Origin of the sequence: Marixanthomonas ophiurae (assembly GCF_003413745.1) — a bacterium.
GTDB classification, from domain to species: Bacteria; Bacteroidota; Bacteroidia; order Flavobacteriales; family Flavobacteriaceae; genus Marixanthomonas; species Marixanthomonas ophiurae.
The window spans coordinates 320,313-337,430 of record NZ_QVID01000002.1 but is presented as its reverse complement, the minus strand read 5'-3'; the positions used below and the strand labels follow the sequence as shown (position 1 = coordinate 337,430).

Below are 17,118 nucleotides of genomic sequence, written 5' to 3'. Positions count from 1 at the left end.
TACCGCTGTCGTATGAATGCAAAAAAACAAAAGACATCCATCTTTGTCCGTTTTGTAAACGGAGTAAATCACTTTATACGCTCTTTTAAAAACTTTTTTAAATCTGCTGTTCTAAGTCTAGTTGTCATTGTAATTGTCTTGTTGTTGTTAACTCAAATGGATCAGGCATTGACTATGTTGGTTGATATGGTGGAAACCAGTAAATTTTCCCTATTGCTTTGTTTCTTTCTTATCAATGCCCTAGCTTTGGTTCTCTCCCACTACCCTATTTACACCTATTACGCCGCCGATTTAAACGACTCAAGAGATTACACCAACTGGCACAAAACTAATCCAATACCCTTTTGGCCTTTTAAGAAGTTTCCCATTTTTGTGTTCACCACCAACCCAGAATCTAACTATAAACCGGACAACTGGGCTAATTACCTACGGTATTCCATCGGAATATTGATCCATTGTGTCTGGGTTCACTTTATAATCAGTAGTTTTTTACCAAATTTGATTTTTGATTCCTTTCCCTTTGCACCAGTCAAGGTCGCTATGTATTTGTTATTGCTTGTTCCTTTGATTGTTTATATTGTTTACAAGGAAAAATTTACTTCCCTTAAAAAAACACTTGATGATAAGGAAGATGTAGCTTTAAAAATAAAGCATCAAACTAGTAGGCATAAAACAACCAAAATTTATAGAAAATTAGGAGTTTGGTATGTTATCTTAGCCTTTATATGTCTTCTGTTGCTGCTATTGACGTTAATAATTGGAAACTTTAGCCCTGGTGGGTTTGTTTTATTGCTCATTACAAGCTATGCTTTTATGTTCAATTATGTGTTTTTTAGGCTATTACGAACCAAATTAACGCATATTCACAACGCAATGGGCACTTCCAAAGTATTGGCTCCATTTAAATTTTGTATCGGAAAGATCCTTTTTTTGGAGCGCTCAGAGAATTATCTAGTTTTATACAACCTTAATTTTTTGGTTGCGCTAATCATCATTGTTATTTCAACCATTGCAAGTATTAAAGGCTGGTCGCTGCTTAATGGAATACCAATACTACTGGCATTTTTCTATTTCTACTATTTTATTGTAGCAAGCTTGGGCAAATATTTTTTTGTAACCAAGAAGTTGAATCTCTTCGGAGCACGCTTATATAAAGGGATATTTATTGCTCTGGGAATTATTATCGTCCTGTTTATCATTACTTTTTTTGCACCGGTAGAAGTTAAAACCCACCAGCTTGACCGAGTTAAGAACTCAAAAACCGAAATTACCGAAGCTGTTTTTATTGATAGTTTACGAGCTAAAGACGACAACACGCTGTTTTTTATTGCCTCTCATGGCGGCGGACTTAAGGCCAACGTTTGGACGCTCAACGTGGTAAATATGCTTCAAAAAAATACTGAAGGTAAATTACTAAACCAGACCATTGCGCTTTCTGGGGCTTCGGGCGGGTCTTTGGGTTTAGCCTTGTATACCGGATTGTATAAAGAAAACGGACTTGATTTTGAAGAAATTCAAAAGAAGATTGACCATCTGGCAGCACAAAATTACACCTCTCTAGATCTTTCCCTTACGTTCGGGCTCGATTCCTATAGAAAAATATGGCCTTTTAGCCAACGTTTTGGCTTACGTGACCGACCATATTATGCTATGCGTAAGTATCAGAATGAAATTCAAGATGTAAACAGTAATAAACTCTCGAAAACCTCATTTCGGGATTATTGGAAAGAGGCATTCAATAAAAATGGCTATTTTCCTTCATTGATAATGAACACAGCAGGGACCCAAGGTAGTCGCGGTATTCTTTGGTCTGTTAAGCAAAATAATTTTGAAGAAATATTTCCTTTTGCAATAAATCTGGCCGATCTTACCAACAATGAAACTATACCCTATTATCAAGCGGTATCGACCACTAACCGATTTCCAGTTTTTAGCCCGGCAGCAAAAATCCCTGGTTATGGCTATTTTATCGATGCTGGTGCCATTGACAATAGCGGCTTGTTAGGGTGTCTGGACGTTCATAACTATTTGGCCCGTGACAAAAAAGTACTGGGAGACAAACAGATTGCGTATATAGAGATCATCAACAGTAAAAGCTTGTATATAGATCATCTAATAAAGAAATTCAATAAACAATACAGCATTGATCACATTGCCATCAACGAAAATGAGACAGATAACATCATTGCCGATTTAGAAACAGGTTTAAACCTTGATAAAATCCCCGGATATTTGAGTGATTACGTTACGAGTCTTGAAAAAACAAGCGATGGTGCCATTCGGTATTTCAAGATTATGATGCCGCATAAGGTAACTTTTAATGATATTGAAGCTCATTTAAAAGGATTTATACTTTCAGCAAACATTGAAAACACTCTTAAAACATTTCTTTCTGAAGAGAACAACCTTATCCTTTCGCTTACTGAAAAGCAAAATAAATCCTTCTTCGAGCCTTGGCAGTATTATGAGCCAACATTGTCTCGCCATTTAAGCAAAAGCAGTATTAATTATGTGAAAGCAATACTGAAACACCCGATACTTACCGAACAGTTTAAAGAAATTGAAAGTATTATCAACACCAAAAAAGTGGAAGAAAACAAAGCGCCCCAATTGTCATTATAAAAATTCGATTAATTTGAAGTGCACACTTTCCCCAACTCGTTTTTGGGCAAGTTTGCAAATAGCTTGTTCACTTAATTGTAGTATCCGTGCATAACCACCGGTGGTCTGGGCATCGCGCATTAGCACCACACATTTGCCTGAAGGCGTCAGTTGTACCGTTCCCGGTTGTACAGGAGCTGTTATTATTTCTTTTACTGAAAGGTCTTCCAAACCTTCCACCACGTACGCCATCCTATTGCTTTGCGATGCTACTTTTAATGTAGTATCCATTATTTTTTTCTGAAATTTCTTCGGAAGCAAATCAAATTCGGGTCCTGGATATACTTCTATAGCATCATCGTTAAAATGATGTTCATCTATTGAAAAGGAGGCATGTCTAACTATTTTTTCAGTAGAAGTAGTTGAAAATTTCAACACATCTCCTTTTTCCAATCGTTTCTTTTTTGTGATGTTGTTATAAAAGCTTCGGCTTCCTAATACCATTTCAACTTCAAAACCACCTAAAACTGCCAGATAACCATAGTTTCCGTAATCGGGATGATCAATTTTCAACACATCATTTTCAGAAATTTCAGTAGCTTTATCTAATTCTATACGTACATCATTAATTCTCGCATGAAAGCCAGCTCCGCAGATAGCTATAATCGTGGGAGATTTAAATTGAAGCCTAGGGCCCATCATCGTAAATTCCATAACGGCAGCTTGGGTTGAATTGTCCAAAAGTTTATTAGCCATAGCCGCTGAAACAGTGTCCATCGCTCCGCTTACGGGCACGCCTAACCTACGGTAGCCTGTTCTTCCTTTGTCCTGTATGGTTGTAAAAAGACCCGATTTTAATACTTCAACCATTTTTTGCCTCCTCTCCTATTGTATAGATATCTACGTCGACTTCTACTTCAATTTTACGATATTCGTCTTTTGAAATTGGGATAAATTTTATAAAATCTCCAGCTTTTAATAAAGCGGGCGGATTTTTCTCAATTGAAAAACAGTTTAATGGACTTTTACCAATAATATTCCAACCTCCAGGAGAAGAAGTAGTATAGACCCCCGTTTGCGATCCGCCAATCGCAACAGATCCAGCTTCGATTATTTCCCTTGGCGTTTGTTTCCGTGGTGTTTGTAAGCGTTTATCTAAGCCACCTAAGTACGGAAAACCGGGTAGAAACCCCAAAAAATAGACTTTATAGGTAGGTTTTGTATGAAGTTCTATTACTTCAGAAGTAGTTAAATTATTTGTTTTTGCAACGTCTTCAATATCCAGTGCAAATTTTGAATCATAGCAAACCGGAATATGTAATACCCGAGAAATTGCCGATTCTGCTTTGGGTATCTTTTTCAGTTTTTGTGATAGTTGATTGATAAAATCGTCCTGTTGTACCTCTTTTTTTAAAAATACTGCCAATGAGCTATATGCCGGCACCGTTTCAAACACTTCTTTTGTATAGGTTTGCAAAACAAGCTGCTTAACCTGTAAAACGGCTGTCAACGTTTTATTGTCAACGGAAGGTTTCCACTCAATCAATATAGCTTGTTCGCCAAACGGTTTTATGGTTGGTTGTTTCATTGGTCTAAAGTTAAGCCTTTAACCATCATCTGTTTGTGGATGTGTTGCAAAATTTCAATCGAATGTTGATTGTCACCGTGAATGCAATATGTGGAGGCGGTAATTGTTTTTTTGACTCCAGTAGAGGTTTTGACTTTTCCTTCAGAAACCATCTTAAAAAGTTGTTCCCAGGCGTCTTTAGTACTTTCTATAAGCGCTCCCTCTTCACTCCGGGGAACCAAAGAGAGATCTTCGTTATAACGTCTGTCTATAAATGCCTCAAACTCTAGCGGCAATAAATTTTCAGCTTTGCGATGCAAAACCGAGTTGTGTTGTACATACAATTTAGGACGTACTTTTGTTTGCAAAATAGCTTCTACTACAGCATCGGCTGTTGGGGCGTCCTTCGCTGCATAATTATACAAAGCGCCGTGCAGTTTTACGTGATTGATGGTAGCTCCTTCGGTTTCGCATAGTGCAAAAAATTGAATCAGTTGATTAAAAACGGTTTGTGTCAACTCGTTTTTTGTCATCGTGATAATCTTTCTTCCGAAGTTATCCTTGTCGGGAAACGAGGGATGCGCTCCAATTTTCACATTGTGTTGCTTCGCCAACCGAATGGTGGTCCGCATTGTTTTTTCTGTTCCAAAATGCCCCCCAGAAGCAATACTGCACGAAGAGATTAACGGCATGATGGCTTCGTCAAATCCACTGCCCTCGCCTAGGTCTGCGTTGATATCTATATGTTTGGTTTCTTTATTCAAGTTTTTGGTTCTTTTTTTGGGTTTCGACTACGCTCAGCCTCCTTTGCTTGTTATTCGTTATTAAATTATAAAAACAGGAGTTTTTCAAAAAAAAATCAAACCTTAAGCTATTGATTTATTCTATAATAAACAAATACTCTCAAGTCTAATAGCTCAAATCTCAGATCTATTAAACATCAAAAAACACTTTTGAGAGGCTTCGAAGGCCTAACACCAATGCAATGAGTACGATAATGATTCCTATGGCATTTTGAGCTTTATTGTTTTTGTAGGTTCCTAAAACCGATTCTTTATTGACCACCCACACTAAAAATCCAGCAATTACGGGTAGTAAAATTCCGTTAGCTACTTGTGCAAAATGAATAACTTCAATAGGTTTGAAGCCTACGGAAGAAAATATGACACCCGTTAATAATACAAGCATCCAAACGGTACGAAATTTTTTAGACTTTAAACTGAGTTCCCAATCAAAGCAACCTCTGGCTACATACGCAGCTGCTAAAGGCGCTGTAATTGCTGATGAAATTCCAGCGGCAAACAAACCAATACTTAAAAAGTATTTTGCAAAGCTGCCAAAGAGTGGTTCTATGCTTTTTGCCAAATCGGCTGCATTACTAATTTCTGAATTTTTAATAGAAGCGGCACAAATAATAATAGCAATAGATACCAACCCACCGAGAATGATGGATACATATAAATCGGTTCGGGCAGCTTGTAATTCTTCTTTGCCATTCCATTTTTCCTTTACCAAAGAGGCGTGTAAAAATAGATTATAAGGCACAACTGTCGTCCCTACTAAAGCAATGATAGCTAGCACACCTTCTTCAGGTATTGAAGGCATAAACATACCTTTTAGAACTTCTACCCAGTTGGGGTTCGTTACAAAAGCTGTTACTAAAAATGAAACGCTCATTAATATGACCAATACGACAAGGCTTCGTTCTATTACTTTATAATTTCCGATATAAAGTAATATAAATGCGACTCCTCCTATTAACAAGCTTAAGTAATTAAGTTCTAGACTACCTAATAAAACAGTAGATTCAGTAAAAATAGTTTCTAAGCCTAACATTCCGCCGCTAATATTCCCGGCTTCATATGCGGCATTCCCTATTAATATTGCTGAAAGAATAAGAAGTATAGCAATAATTCGTATTGGTTTTGAAGAAATTTCGCTCCGCACCGCTTCTGCTAAACCTTTTCCATATACCAAACCTAACCGAATGACCATCTCTTGCAACACAATAGTGGCAATGATTGATAAAACCATCGCCCATAACAATGTGAAACCAAATTCAACACCAGTTAAAACACAGACAGTAACTGTTCCCGGTCCTATAAATGCTGCTGCTATTAATGCGCCAGGACCTATATTTTTAAATATGTTTTTCACCTATGTTTTTAGTTTTGTTGCAGGGCGTAAATAGCAAAACTTGCCAACCAATGACCTCCTTCGTACGTATCTCCTACTAGATTAGAATAGGAATATGAAATATGCTGATTTGCCACATTTTTTAAGTGTTCATACTCTGGATATTGATTTGCTAAACCATAAAAAACCCAGGCTCGGCTATAGTTTAATCCATCAAGATGTACTAATTTACCATCACTTCGATCGCCCACTCTTCCTGGTTCAAGTTGGTAGTTTTTATCTTCTAAAGTTGGTAAAAAAGAATCTAGCCAGCCTGTAAATTCTTCCTTCGGAAGCACACGACGCATGATATCCACTTCTTCTAAACACGGTGAAAGAAAATCGTATCCGCCAGGTTCCCACGTCATAGGACAGCCTTCATCGTTTAAGTAAAATTCTTTAGCTCGTTTTGAAATAAGAATTTGTAATTGAGTGTTCTCTGTAGCATTGGCATAGTCCCACGCAAACGCCAATCCAAAAGCAGTATTGGCATGTTCGCCTACTCGAATTGGATAGACTAGTTTAGGTAAGTATTCTTTATATTTCGAAATGATTTCGTCTGTTAAAGGTTGTAAGTTTTCGGCCAATTGTTTTCCCATTGGATCGTCCCAAGTGTGTAATGCTTCTGAAAGTTTTAGCAACCACGCCCATCCATAAGTGCGTTCGTAACTTTTATTAATGTCTTTTTGAAAATACTCCAGTTCTTTTGATACATTTTTAGCCGTGATATTTTTTTTAAGTAGTTCTTTTACCTTATCTGCTTTTTCCATATCTGGAAACTGTTTTACCAATGTAACCATAGACCAATAGCCGTGAACAGCACTGTGCCAGTCAAAACAGCCATAAAAAATGGGGTGTAGCGCCTCTGGGGATTGTAAATCTTTATCACTACCTATGGTTTGTCCCAGTTTATTAGGGTATTCATTCTCCACACAATGCAAGGGAAGTTCTATTAATTGATTGGCTTCAGCTATTGTAAATGAAGGAGAATCGTATTGCTGAATTTCAGTTTCGCTTTTAGTTTCAATCTTATTTTCATGTTTCATTTTGGTTTCAGGACTCTTTTTTTCTTCGGAAGAATTACAACTGACCAATAGGAAAAGTAAAAAAAACAAGGAAATGACATTTTTCATGGTAGGATATTTCAGAAACAGGTTCTATTAAAATCTTAAAGATATTAAATATAGTTTCTATTTAAGTTTTAGAAACAAAAAAAGGATACCAATTGGTATCCCTTTTACTTTTTAGTGAATTCTGAATTACATTTTAACGTCTTCCAGTTTTACTTCTTCACCTTCTTTGTTGATTAACTTAACTTCATCAAAATCCATTTCTTTAAACTGAGCGAATTGTGTTTCGGCATCACCAACAACCAAATAAGCCATTTTAGACTCGTCTAGGTATTTATTTGCCAATTCTTTATGCTGCTCAAGCGTCATGTTTTTAACGATGCTCTCCTCGTTTTCAATATAATTTGAAGGAAGGTCGTAACTGCTCATTTCTTGAAGCATACCCAATAATGAGAATTGCGTTTCAAAACGACGTGCGTTCGATTTAATCATTGCATTTTTGGTGAAATCTAGGTCTTCTTTGCTAATTCCTTCTTTATAATTAGCAATCTGATCCTTAAATATTTGCACAGACTCACCTGTAGTATTGGTACGAACACTAGAGGAAGCAGTAAACGTTCCTGGAATTTTGCTTCCGCTAAACCCAGTACGTGCTCCGTAAGTGTATCCTTTTTCTTCACGAAGAATAAGGTTTACATTTCCGCTAAAAGAGCCACCTAATTTATAGTTCATCACCTCAACAGGGTAAAAATCTTTATCGGTACGTGGTAATGCGATATACCCAATATTGATAACTGATTGTTTGGCTTTAGGAATATCTACAAAATACAAAGAAGCTTTATCACGGCTTTCCGGAATTGTATATTCTGGAATGGTTACTTCTTTTGCTGCCCATCGCTCTTCCAATCCATTAAGTTGCTTTAAAGTTTCTTCTTTGTCAATTTTACCAACTACGTGAAATGTACTAATTGATGGTGAAAAATTATTGTTATAGAATGATTTTAAATCGGCCATTTCTATAGCCTCTACAGATTTTTCTGTTCCACTAGTTGGAAGACTGAAAATGTGATCTTCGCCGTACAATAATTTATCATACACGTTGCTCGCTACTCGATTTGGATTCGCAGCACTACGTTTTATCTGGTTGATTGTTTTAGTTTTAACACGTCCTAATTCTTCTACATCCCAACGCGGTTCTAGTAAAATTTCTTCAACTAAATCCATTGTTTTACCAAAGTTACGTGTTAATGTGTTTCCACGAATTACAATAGATTCGTTTGTAGTGTACATATTTATAGAAGCACCCAACAAATCGATTGCTTCTTCAAGCTCTTCTGGAGTTTTATTTTGTGTACCCTCCATTAATATATCTGTCATTAAGTTAGCAACACCATTTTTATCTTTATCGTCCATTAAATGTCCGCCTTCGATTACTAAACTGAAGTTAACCGTTGGAATTTCGTTTTGCTCAATTCCGTACACTTCTAATCCGTTTTCTAATTCTGCCGTCCAGGTATCTGGAATGCTTAATTCTGGTGTAGCACCTTGCTCAGGTTGAATAGAACGATCAAAATTTGAAGGGGTTTTAGCAACCTCTTCGGTTGATTCTTCAATGTTTTTCTCTACATTCTCCTTAATTTCTTCTTCTACAACTGGTGCTTTTTCTGAATTTTCAGCAATCAAGTCCATTTGACCCTTTGGTACAAAACTCGTTAATACAAAAGGCTTATCTTTTATGTACTCGTTATACACACGCATAACGTCTTCCTTGGTCACTTTTTTGATGTTTTCAATATCATCCTCAATAAACCCAGGGTTTCCAGTAAATGTGTTATAACGTGCTAATTGGAATGATTTTCCTAATACACTACTAATACCATTGTAGAAATCTGTTTCTAAACCAGCTTTAATACGCTCAATATCACGATCGGTCACGCCATTCTTTTCAAACATCGCCATCGCTTCATTTATTCCAGTTTCTACGCTATCTAAGTCAACACCATTATTAGCAGTAATATTAATTCGAAATTCACCCGCTAGTTCTTGTGAACTATTGTAAGCACTAGTTCTTGAAGTAAGATCTTTCTCTTTTACCAATACCTTATATAATGGCGCTTTTTTTCCATCGGAAAGGATTTCGGCTAAGAAATCTAATGCATATGCATCCTCAGTATATTGTTCAACTGTTGGCCACACCATATTCAGTTGTGGTGCATTTGCAAAATTATCTTCGTGATACAGTCGTTTGGTTTCAGAAATGGTAACCGGCTGTGGTTCCATTTTTTTAACTTCTTGACGCTTTTTTATTTCGCCAAAATACTTTTCAATCATTTCTTTAGCCTCGGCTGTTTCAAAATCACCTGCTAACACCAATGTTGCATTATTAGGACCGTAAAAACGATCGTAAAATTCACGAACATCTTCTATAGTTGAGTTTTGAAGGTCTTTTAATTCACCAATAACTTGCCAATTGTAAGGATGCCCTTCTGGGTAGATATTTTTATCGATTACCCAACCAGTGTGTCCATAAGGATTGTTATCTACACGTTGTCTCTTTTCATTTTGAACCACTTCTTGTTGGTTGTAAAAAGCAGACTCGGTAACGGTGTTAATAAAGTATCCCATACGGTCACTTTCTAACCACATTACCATTTCCATGGCATTTTTAGGTACTACTTCATAGTAAATAGTTCCATCTTTCCAAGTACCGCCGTTTAATGTACCGCCAGCATCTTGAATCTTTTTGAAAAACTGATCCTGTGGAACGTTCTCAGATTCTTGAAACAGCATATGCTCAAATAAGTGAGCAAAACCAGTGCGTCCCGTTTTTTCACGGTTAGAACCTACACCATATTGAATGGCAACTGAAACAATCGGGTCACTTTTATCTTGGTGCAACACGACATCCAGACCGTTTTCAAGTTCATACTTTTCAAAATCGACAGAAAGTGAAGCACTTTCTTCTTTGGTTTCAGTTTCTTCATTTTTACAGGACGTAAAAGTAAAAGCCACTGCAAGCAGAGCAATAATTGTAATTTTAATTTTGTTTTTTGCAATCATATTGGTTTAGTTTTTAGAAGTGCTAAAGATACAATTGCAGTTTGGCCCAAATCTTAACGAAATGTTAAACGTAGACACTTATTTACAATTTTATTAAAAAAATAATCACTTAGCACCCTAGCAATGTGATAGTTTAATCACCCAAACCAACCGTCACGATCTAGGCTTCTATATTGGATAGCTTCGGAAATGTGATTACCCGTTATATTTTCTGAATTATCTAAATCGGCAATCGTTCTAGACACTTTTAAAATCCGATCGTAAGCTCGGGCTGAAAGATTTAAGCGTTCCATCGCAGTTTTTAATAATTGCAAAGACGCTTCATCCAGTTTACAGAACTTCCGTATTTGCTTTACACCCATTTGGGCATTATAATGGATATTTTCAAACTCCTCAAAACGTTTTGATTGTAATTTCCTTGCTTGAGTAACGCGTTCCCGTATGATGATACTGGCTTCGCCTTTTCTTTCTTCGCTCAGTTTTTCAAAAGGCACAGGAGTTACTTCTATATGAATATCAATTCGGTCTAGTAACGGACCTGATATTTTACCTAAATACCGTTGCATTTCAGCAGGCGAAGACGTTACTGGCGCATCGGGATCGTTAAAATAACCACTGGGACTTGGGTTCATACTCGCCACCAACATAAAACTTGACGGATATGTAACTGTAAATCGTGCCCGTGATATGGTTACATCCCGATCTTCTAACGGTTGTCGCATCACTTCCAGCACGCTTCGTTTAAATTCGGGTAATTCATCTAAAAATAAAACACCATTGTGTGCTAATGAAATTTCGCCTGGTTGCGGGTACTGTCCACCGCCAACTAAAGCGACATCACTAATGGTATGATGTGGACTTCGGAAAGGTCTTGACGTCATAATCCCGCCTTTTTGTTTTGTTCGTCCGGCAACACTGTGAATTTTTGTGGTTTCTAAGGCTTCATTTATCGTCAATGGAGGTAAAATACTGGGCAATCTTTTTGCTAACATTGTTTTTCCTGAACCTGGTGGACCGATTAAAATAATATTATGACCTCCGGCAGCAGCGATTTCCATGCAGCGTTTAATACTTTCCTGTCCTTTTACATCACTGAAATCGAATTCTGGGTTTTCGAGGTGTTCGTAAAACTCAGCTTCCATATCAACTATGGTTTGTTCCAGTGGAATTTCAGCATTAAAAAAATTGATTACTTCTTTTATAGTTTCTACGCCGTAGACTTCCAACCCATCAACAATTGCAGCTTCTTTTTCATTTTGTTTGGGGAGAATAAAACCTTTAAACCCTTCTTCTTTAGCCTTTATAGCGATGGGCAAAGCACCACGGATGGGTTGCAAGCTTCCATCGAGAGAAAGTTCGCCCATGATAATATATTCTGAAAGAGGATGGTTTTCTTTTATCTGTCCAGTGGAAACTAATATTCCAATAGCCAAGGTAAGATCGTAAGCTGAGCCTTCTTTTCGAAGATCGGCCGGAGCCATATTGAGGGTTATCTTTTTTCCAGGTATTTTGAAACCGTTATTTTGTAAGGCAGCAGCGATACGGTAATTGCTTTCTTTAATCGCGTTATCTGGGAGACCAACTAAATGGTAGCCAACTCCTATATCAGTATTTACTTCAACGGTGATGGTTGTGGCTTCTACGCCAAAAACAGCACTCCCATATACTTTTGTGAGCATATTCTTTAGTATTTAAAAACGAGGGAGTTGAATAAAAAGGAAAGATAGTAATTTTTTATTTATACCGTTTTCAGAAAAAAGTACTATTTCATCCACCAACAATCTATATAATCAGTAAGCATGTGAAATAATAATCCTACTGCGACGATTCTGGTTCTTTTGAAGAATAAAAACACCAAATAAATAGCAATGGCATAATACGAATGTAATGGATGAAACCCAATACTACACCTTCCGGGAGAAAAAATAGGGTCTGCCAGCAAATGATCCAGATCGACAAGCATGGTGGCTATCATAATGAACCAAGCTCGTTTCCAGTTATTTTTGAAAAAAATCCATGCTATTAAACCTGGAGCTAAAAAGTGAAGCGAATAATGAACAATTGTTTGGAGCATAGTTTTTATTAATATACTGACACAGTTAAGGTTAATGAACGGTTAACGAGTCGTTTTACAACCTCTGTTACATGGCACTTTGGTTATTTTGTAATCAATATTAATATTTAAACTTAACTTATATGAAAAAATTTACCTTAAATCCCCAAAAAGTAGCTTTTAGCTGTCTTTTTTTTCTAGGGCTATTTACCGCAACAGCACAGACTTTTGAGTACAAAAACTCTGGTACCGATTTTATTTTGTTCGATATGAGCATTCCTCCAGGACAAAACAATGTTGCTTTTGCTGCAGGAGCCATGAACACCCAAAATTCAGACGGTGTAATTATTAAAACCGAAGATGCTGGTGAAACTTGGGAAACTATTTTTCCTACTTCTGGAACAGTACCCGGTTTTGAAAAAATCGAATTTTTAAATGACGATAAAGGCTTTGCTGTAGGATACGGTGCCTTTAAAACTGAAGATGCTGGCGAAACTTGGGAAGAAATTACCATTGCAAATGATTTAAACAGATACTCTTCTCTTGAGTTTTTTAATGAAAATGTTGGGATTGCTACTGCTTTTGTAAGTACAGGAGTTGGTTTTGAAGTATATGTAACCAATGATGGCGGCGATACTTGGAACACTACCAGTAGTATTGATGATATTGGTTCTATTTCGTTAGGTTACGCAGATGAGAACACGTTATTTTCAGTAGGTAACAACCAAATAATCAGCAAATCGACCAATGGTGGTGATACTTGGGAAGTGATCCGTACCGGTACACCACAATTTTTTAATGTTGAAGTTTCTTTTAAAGACTTGAATAATGGCGTTGTATCTGGAGAGGATGGACAGTTATTAACTACTCATGATAGTGGTGAAACGTGGGACGAATTTGCTACTGGTTACCACAACTTTTATGGACTTACTTATATAGGTGATCAAATACTTGCCTCAGGTACTGATGAAGACGTGTACATTTCGCAAGATAATGGCTCTAATTGGAATCTAGCCTTTGATGGCGATGGTACTTCTACCATGTATGAGATTCAACTATTTGAAGATGGTTCTGGTTTAATCTGTGGTTCGCAAGGGAAAATGATCAAATTTGAAGATGTTATTTTGAGTAACAACATACCTGAAAACCTTTCTGGCATAACTCACTTTTACAGCTCGGCTAGCAAAGAACTAACCATAGCTTCAAAAAATGAAACTATTGAAGATGTTGCCATATATTCACTTACAGGACAATTGGTAAGAAATGTTTCTAATACATCAAACACGGCTGTTATAAACACTTCAAGTCTTTCTAATGGCACTTACATTGCTACTATTTCAGTAGCAGGAAAAACAAAAACCATCAAATTTGTTAGACAATAGAATAAGTTACTTATAGGTAAATGCCTAAAGGGCTGGATTAATTTTCAGTCCTTTTTTTGTTAAAAACTAATTGAAAAAAAAAATTACTCAATAATAATGGGAGGCACCAATTCGTTTTTTATTGCGAAGATTACAAGTCCTGCTACGTTTTTCACATCAGCTTTATCCAATAAATTTTTACGGTGTACTTCTACAGTTCTTGGGCTTATAAATAATTTTTCAGCAATTTCAGCAGTTTTATATTGTTTGCAGATTAACTCTAAAACTTCTGCTTCCCTTTCGGTTAAAAAATCGTCGTCAAAAACGGTTTTATCACTGAATTTACTTCCTCCCTTTTTATTGTTCACTACTTCCATCACGTGTTTATCGTAATAGAAACCATTGTAAAACACCTGTTTTATGGTGTGTAACACTTTTTCAGGCGGGGAGTTTTTCACTAAGTAAGCACTTGCCCCTACATCGATCATGTTTCTAATAAATGGTTTAGTATTGTATGTAGTAAGGGCTATAATTCCTATTTCACCATACGCTTGGTGTATCGCCTTTGTGGCTTCAACACCATTTAATCCGGGCATTTTTATATCGGTAATAACTATATCGGGCAGTTGTTCGCAACTCGCCAAGTGTTCCAAAAGTTCATTCCCGTCACTGGCTTGATATGTAATTTCTATGGCTGAATCACGAGAGAGGATATGAACCATCCCTACTCTAAACAGTTCTTCATCATCTGCAATTACTACATTAATTTTCATCTTTACTGGGGTTTAAGGCTAAAGTTACAGAAATTCCATTATTTGGAGAGGATATTATAGTATGAGTTGCATTTAAAATCGCAACACGGTTTTCAATGCCACTCATCCCCAATCCTTTTGCTTTTTTGGCTGTTAAAACATCAAAACCTTTTCCATTATCGAAATAGTGCAAAAGTAATTGTTTCCCTTCCATTTCGGTTTTTAAAGTTAGATTTGTAGCTTCAGAATACTTTATGGAGTTATTGAACAGCTCTTGCACAATACGAAATACATGTAGCTCTTTATCTTTATTAAGAAAATGCGCTTCGTACACTAAATCACAACTTACTTCAAAGCTATTGGTGTCTGCAACTTCTTCGCACAATTCTTCTAGAGCAGCTTCCAGCCCGAATTTATCCAAAGTAGGCGGTAACAAATCGTGTGCAATCTTTCGTGAGCTTTCCAAAACGTTTCCGGTTACTTTTAAAATACTATTGGCTATTTTGTTTGTTTCTTCAGAAGAAATATCTTTTAATGACAACATGTTAGCATTTAATGAAACAATGTTAAGTTTTGAACTAATAGCATCGTGCAAGTCTTGAGCAATTCGTTTTCGTTCCTCTTCTTGTGTAATTATTGTAGTTTGTATTATTTCTTTTTGGTTGGCAATTTTTAAGTTTGCTTTTTCCAATTCACTTTTGATAATCCGTTTTCTTGAAAAGTAAAAAAAGAGAATAATAGCTATAGCCATTGCTACCAAAAGGGCAATGGCAATGAGGATAAGATCGACTATTTGATAGTCTTCTTGGAATAGTAATTCTTCCACCATGTCACGAAGATAAGAAATTGAAGTCCAAGATAGAGTACATTATTTAAGTTCAATAATAAGTTATAGCCATACTCCGTAATTAGTTCCATGTTAAACACTAAGTTACCAGAGGCAAAAATTAAAATACTAGACAGCAAATAGAAAAATAGACCTATGTTAATAATAAGAAATTCATTTGTTTCGTGCAGGTACTTATAAAAAAAGAGCACTGAATATACTACAATAAGCCCTTGGGTGATTGTAACACCTAATGGATTGTAGCGAAAAAACATAGCTGGGGTTTCTATAAACTGAAAAGTAATAATGCCTAGAACTATTACCAAAACAGCATACATCCATTTATGTTTTAACAACTCAAAATAAAAAAATGTGAGAAAAATAAACTGAAGAATGTAATAAAAATGAAAGAGAAAAAGATTGTTATTTATAGGAGTAATATATTTTAAAAACGATGCATTAAGCTGTATAATAGCAATTACAACTAAATAAACCGCAAAAATTTTATAGGCTTTATTGTTTCCGTTGAGGCTGAAAATATAAAGAAGCGCATTTAACACACAAAATGCTATGGCAAAATTACTTAGAATATCAAACAATGTATCCATTAGCTTAAATAACGTGTTGGTTTTATTCTAAAGTTTATATACCAAGCAATAAAAACCAAAATCTGAAAAATAATATAAAACGCATTATTTAAGGTTAGTAGTAATATATAATCATCTCTCGAAATTAAATCGAAATTGAAAACTAAGTTTCCTGATGCTAATATCAAGCTACTACTAATCATATATAAGAAAACACCTAAATTGATTAGTAGAAATTTTGAATCTTTTTTTGCTAGTGAAAAGTAAAAGTATAATAAAGCATAAACTACAATAAGTCCTTGAGTTAAAGCAATACCAATAGAATTATATTTTAAGAATAAAGAAAAATCACTTACATATTGGTACCCTAAAAAAGTAAGTACCAAAACACCTATATATAAAAGTATTTTTAAGTTTAATAGTTTTCGATAAAAAAGCGTTAAGGCTGCAAATTGAACAATAATATATACATTAGACATATATAAGTTATTGTCGGTAAATTCACGGAACAAATATGTTGCTACCTGAATAATCGATATCAATAACAAATAATAGGTGAAAATTTTAAAAGCTTTACCATTGTAAGTAAAGCTTTTAAAAAATAAAATAGTATTAACTACAACTGCAATAACCCCTACTTTTCCTAAAAAAAGAAATAATTCCATTTAATGGTTTTAATTCAAAGGGCTTAAGGGATCTTCGGCTGGAGGAACTGGTAAAGTAAAATCATACAATTTACCTCCCGTTTGCAATCCATTGTATCCATTTATCATATCGCGATAAATAATACTACCATCATTTTGATTTTCAGGTTTTGTAGCTACAATTATTAACTTTTCCTTATTGGTTGATGGATCTACACCAAGATATGCACGAACTTTTTTCTTTCCGCTTCTTTGTGTTGCCATTTCATCTAAAACAGCTTGCAAATCTTCGGCGGGAATTAAAAACCCATTGCATTCATTGTGTTTGTTGTAAGTAGATTCCACGGAGCGCCATTCGGTGGTCCAATCTTGTGCTGTTTGTAATGTAATTGAGTTGTCTTGTTGGCTCATAAATAGAAATT

Annotated in this window: 15 protein-coding genes; 2 read left to right on the top strand and 13 right to left on the bottom strand. The window is 35.8% G+C overall.

The features are described 5' to 3' along the window. The first annotated feature begins 12 nt into the window (after positions 1-12). Complete coding sequence (locus DZ858_RS11720; protein ID WP_117159855.1) at positions 13-2,622, top strand: hypothetical protein; 2,610 nt, start codon at positions 13-15, stop codon at positions 2,620-2,622. Here DZ858_RS11720 and DZ858_RS11715 read toward each other — a convergent pair. The 8 genes from DZ858_RS11715 to DZ858_RS11680 all read right to left on the bottom strand — a co-directional run bounded on the left by DZ858_RS11715 (position 2,617) and on the right by DZ858_RS11680 (position 12,547). Beyond that, positions 2,617-3,471, bottom strand: a complete 855-nt coding sequence (locus tag DZ858_RS11715) for a 5-oxoprolinase subunit C family protein (RefSeq protein WP_117159854.1) — start codon at positions 3,469-3,471, stop codon at positions 2,617-2,619. The two genes, DZ858_RS11720 and DZ858_RS11715, sit on opposite strands and share 6 nt — an antisense overlap. After that, positions 3,464-4,189 (bottom strand): 5-oxoprolinase subunit PxpB, encoded by a 726-nt coding sequence (pxpB, locus tag DZ858_RS11710; protein WP_117159853.1) that lies wholly within the window; start codon positions 4,187-4,189, stop codon positions 3,464-3,466. The genes DZ858_RS11715 and pxpB overlap by 8 nt, the downstream gene beginning before the upstream one ends. Then, a complete protein-coding gene (gene pxpA, locus DZ858_RS11705) occupies positions 4,186-4,932 on the bottom strand; it encodes a 5-oxoprolinase subunit PxpA (protein ID WP_117159852.1) in 747 nt (248 codons plus the stop codon). Before pxpA ends, pxpB begins: the two co-directional genes overlap by 4 nt. 169 nt (positions 4,933-5,101) lie before the next feature. Further along, entirely contained in the window at positions 5,102-6,325 is a 1,224-nt protein-coding gene (locus DZ858_RS11700; protein WP_117159851.1) for an Nramp family divalent metal transporter, read from the bottom strand. 8 nt (positions 6,326-6,333) lie between these two features. Next, entirely contained in the window at positions 6,334-7,476 is a 1,143-nt protein-coding gene (locus DZ858_RS11695; RefSeq protein ID WP_117159850.1) for a DUF2891 domain-containing protein, read from the bottom strand. A 126-nt stretch (positions 7,477-7,602) separates the two neighbouring features. Continuing rightward, a complete protein-coding gene (locus DZ858_RS11690; RefSeq protein WP_117159849.1) occupies positions 7,603-10,473 on the bottom strand; it encodes a M16 family metallopeptidase in 2,871 nt (956 codons plus the stop codon). 137 nt (positions 10,474-10,610) lie between these two features. After that, on the bottom strand, positions 10,611-12,152 hold the full coding sequence (locus DZ858_RS11685) for a YifB family Mg chelatase-like AAA ATPase (protein ID WP_117159848.1): 1,542 nt from the start codon (positions 12,150-12,152) through the stop codon (positions 10,611-10,613). 83 nt (positions 12,153-12,235) lie between these two features. Beyond that, positions 12,236-12,547, bottom strand: coding sequence for a DUF6122 family protein (locus tag DZ858_RS11680; RefSeq protein WP_117159847.1), 312 nt, complete (start codon positions 12,545-12,547; stop codon positions 12,236-12,238). Positions 12,548-12,669: 122 nt separating this feature from the next. On the opposite strand from DZ858_RS11680, the gene DZ858_RS11675 reads away from it, so the two are divergent. Further along, a complete protein-coding gene (locus DZ858_RS11675) occupies positions 12,670-13,908 on the top strand; it encodes a YCF48-related protein (protein ID WP_117159846.1) in 1,239 nt (412 codons plus the stop codon). An 83-nt stretch (positions 13,909-13,991) separates the two neighbouring features. Here DZ858_RS11675 and DZ858_RS11670 read toward each other — a convergent pair whose 3' ends face one another. Genes DZ858_RS11670 through DZ858_RS11650 form a run of 5 tightly spaced genes read right to left on the bottom strand, consistent with a single transcriptional unit; the run spans position 13,992 to position 17,107 of the window. Next, positions 13,992-14,660: a response regulator gene (locus DZ858_RS11670; protein ID WP_117159845.1), complete on the bottom strand. Its 669-nt coding sequence runs from the start codon at positions 14,658-14,660 to the stop codon at positions 13,992-13,994. Beyond that, positions 14,650-15,468 (bottom strand): sensor histidine kinase, encoded by an 819-nt coding sequence (locus tag DZ858_RS11665; RefSeq protein WP_117159844.1) that lies wholly within the window; start codon positions 15,466-15,468, stop codon positions 14,650-14,652. The genes DZ858_RS11670 and DZ858_RS11665 overlap by 11 nt, the downstream gene beginning before the upstream one ends. Next, complete coding sequence (locus DZ858_RS11660) at positions 15,429-16,073, bottom strand: hypothetical protein (protein ID WP_117159843.1); 645 nt, start codon at positions 16,071-16,073, stop codon at positions 15,429-15,431. The genes DZ858_RS11665 and DZ858_RS11660 overlap by 40 nt, the downstream gene beginning before the upstream one ends. Then, complete coding sequence (locus tag DZ858_RS11655; RefSeq protein ID WP_117159842.1) at positions 16,073-16,717, bottom strand: hypothetical protein; 645 nt, start codon at positions 16,715-16,717, stop codon at positions 16,073-16,075. The genes DZ858_RS11660 and DZ858_RS11655 overlap by 1 nt, the downstream gene beginning before the upstream one ends. Before the next feature lie 9 nt (positions 16,718-16,726). Further along, complete coding sequence (locus tag DZ858_RS11650) at positions 16,727-17,107, bottom strand: hypothetical protein (RefSeq protein ID WP_117159841.1); 381 nt, start codon at positions 17,105-17,107, stop codon at positions 16,727-16,729. Positions 17,108-17,118 lie beyond the last annotated feature (11 nt).

Excerpts from the sequence above, each read along its gene's own strand:
- DZ858_RS11720 (WP_117159855.1), top strand. The coding sequence starts at position 13 with ATGAATGCAAAAAAACAAAAGACATCCATCTTTGTCCGTTTTGTAAAC.
- DZ858_RS11715 (WP_117159854.1), bottom strand. The coding sequence starts at position 3,471 with ATGGTTGAAGTATTAAAATCGGGTCTTTTTACAACCATACAGGACAAA.
- pxpB (WP_117159853.1), bottom strand. The coding sequence starts at position 4,189 with ATGAAACAACCAACCATAAAACCGTTTGGCGAACAAGCTATATTGATT.
- DZ858_RS11695 (WP_117159850.1), bottom strand. The coding sequence starts at position 7,476 with ATGAAAAATGTCATTTCCTTGTTTTTTTTACTTTTCCTATTGGTCAGT.
- DZ858_RS11690 (WP_117159849.1), bottom strand. The coding sequence starts at position 10,473 with ATGATTGCAAAAAACAAAATTAAAATTACAATTATTGCTCTGCTTGCA.
- DZ858_RS11685 (WP_117159848.1), bottom strand. The coding sequence starts at position 12,152 with ATGCTCACAAAAGTATATGGGAGTGCTGTTTTTGGCGTAGAAGCCACA.
- DZ858_RS11680 (WP_117159847.1), bottom strand. The coding sequence starts at position 12,547 with ATGCTCCAAACAATTGTTCATTATTCGCTTCACTTTTTAGCTCCAGGT.
- DZ858_RS11675 (WP_117159846.1), top strand. The coding sequence starts at position 12,670 with ATGAAAAAATTTACCTTAAATCCCCAAAAAGTAGCTTTTAGCTGTCTT.
- DZ858_RS11670 (WP_117159845.1), bottom strand. The coding sequence starts at position 14,660 with ATGAAAATTAATGTAGTAATTGCAGATGATGAAGAACTGTTTAGAGTA.
- DZ858_RS11665 (WP_117159844.1), bottom strand. The coding sequence starts at position 15,468 with ATGGTGGAAGAATTACTATTCCAAGAAGACTATCAAATAGTCGATCTT.
- DZ858_RS11660 (WP_117159843.1), bottom strand. The coding sequence starts at position 16,073 with ATGGATACATTGTTTGATATTCTAAGTAATTTTGCCATAGCATTTTGT.
- DZ858_RS11655 (WP_117159842.1), bottom strand. The coding sequence starts at position 16,717 with ATGGAATTATTTCTTTTTTTAGGAAAAGTAGGGGTTATTGCAGTTGTA.
- DZ858_RS11650 (WP_117159841.1), bottom strand. The coding sequence starts at position 17,107 with ATGAGCCAACAAGACAACTCAATTACATTACAAACAGCACAAGATTGG.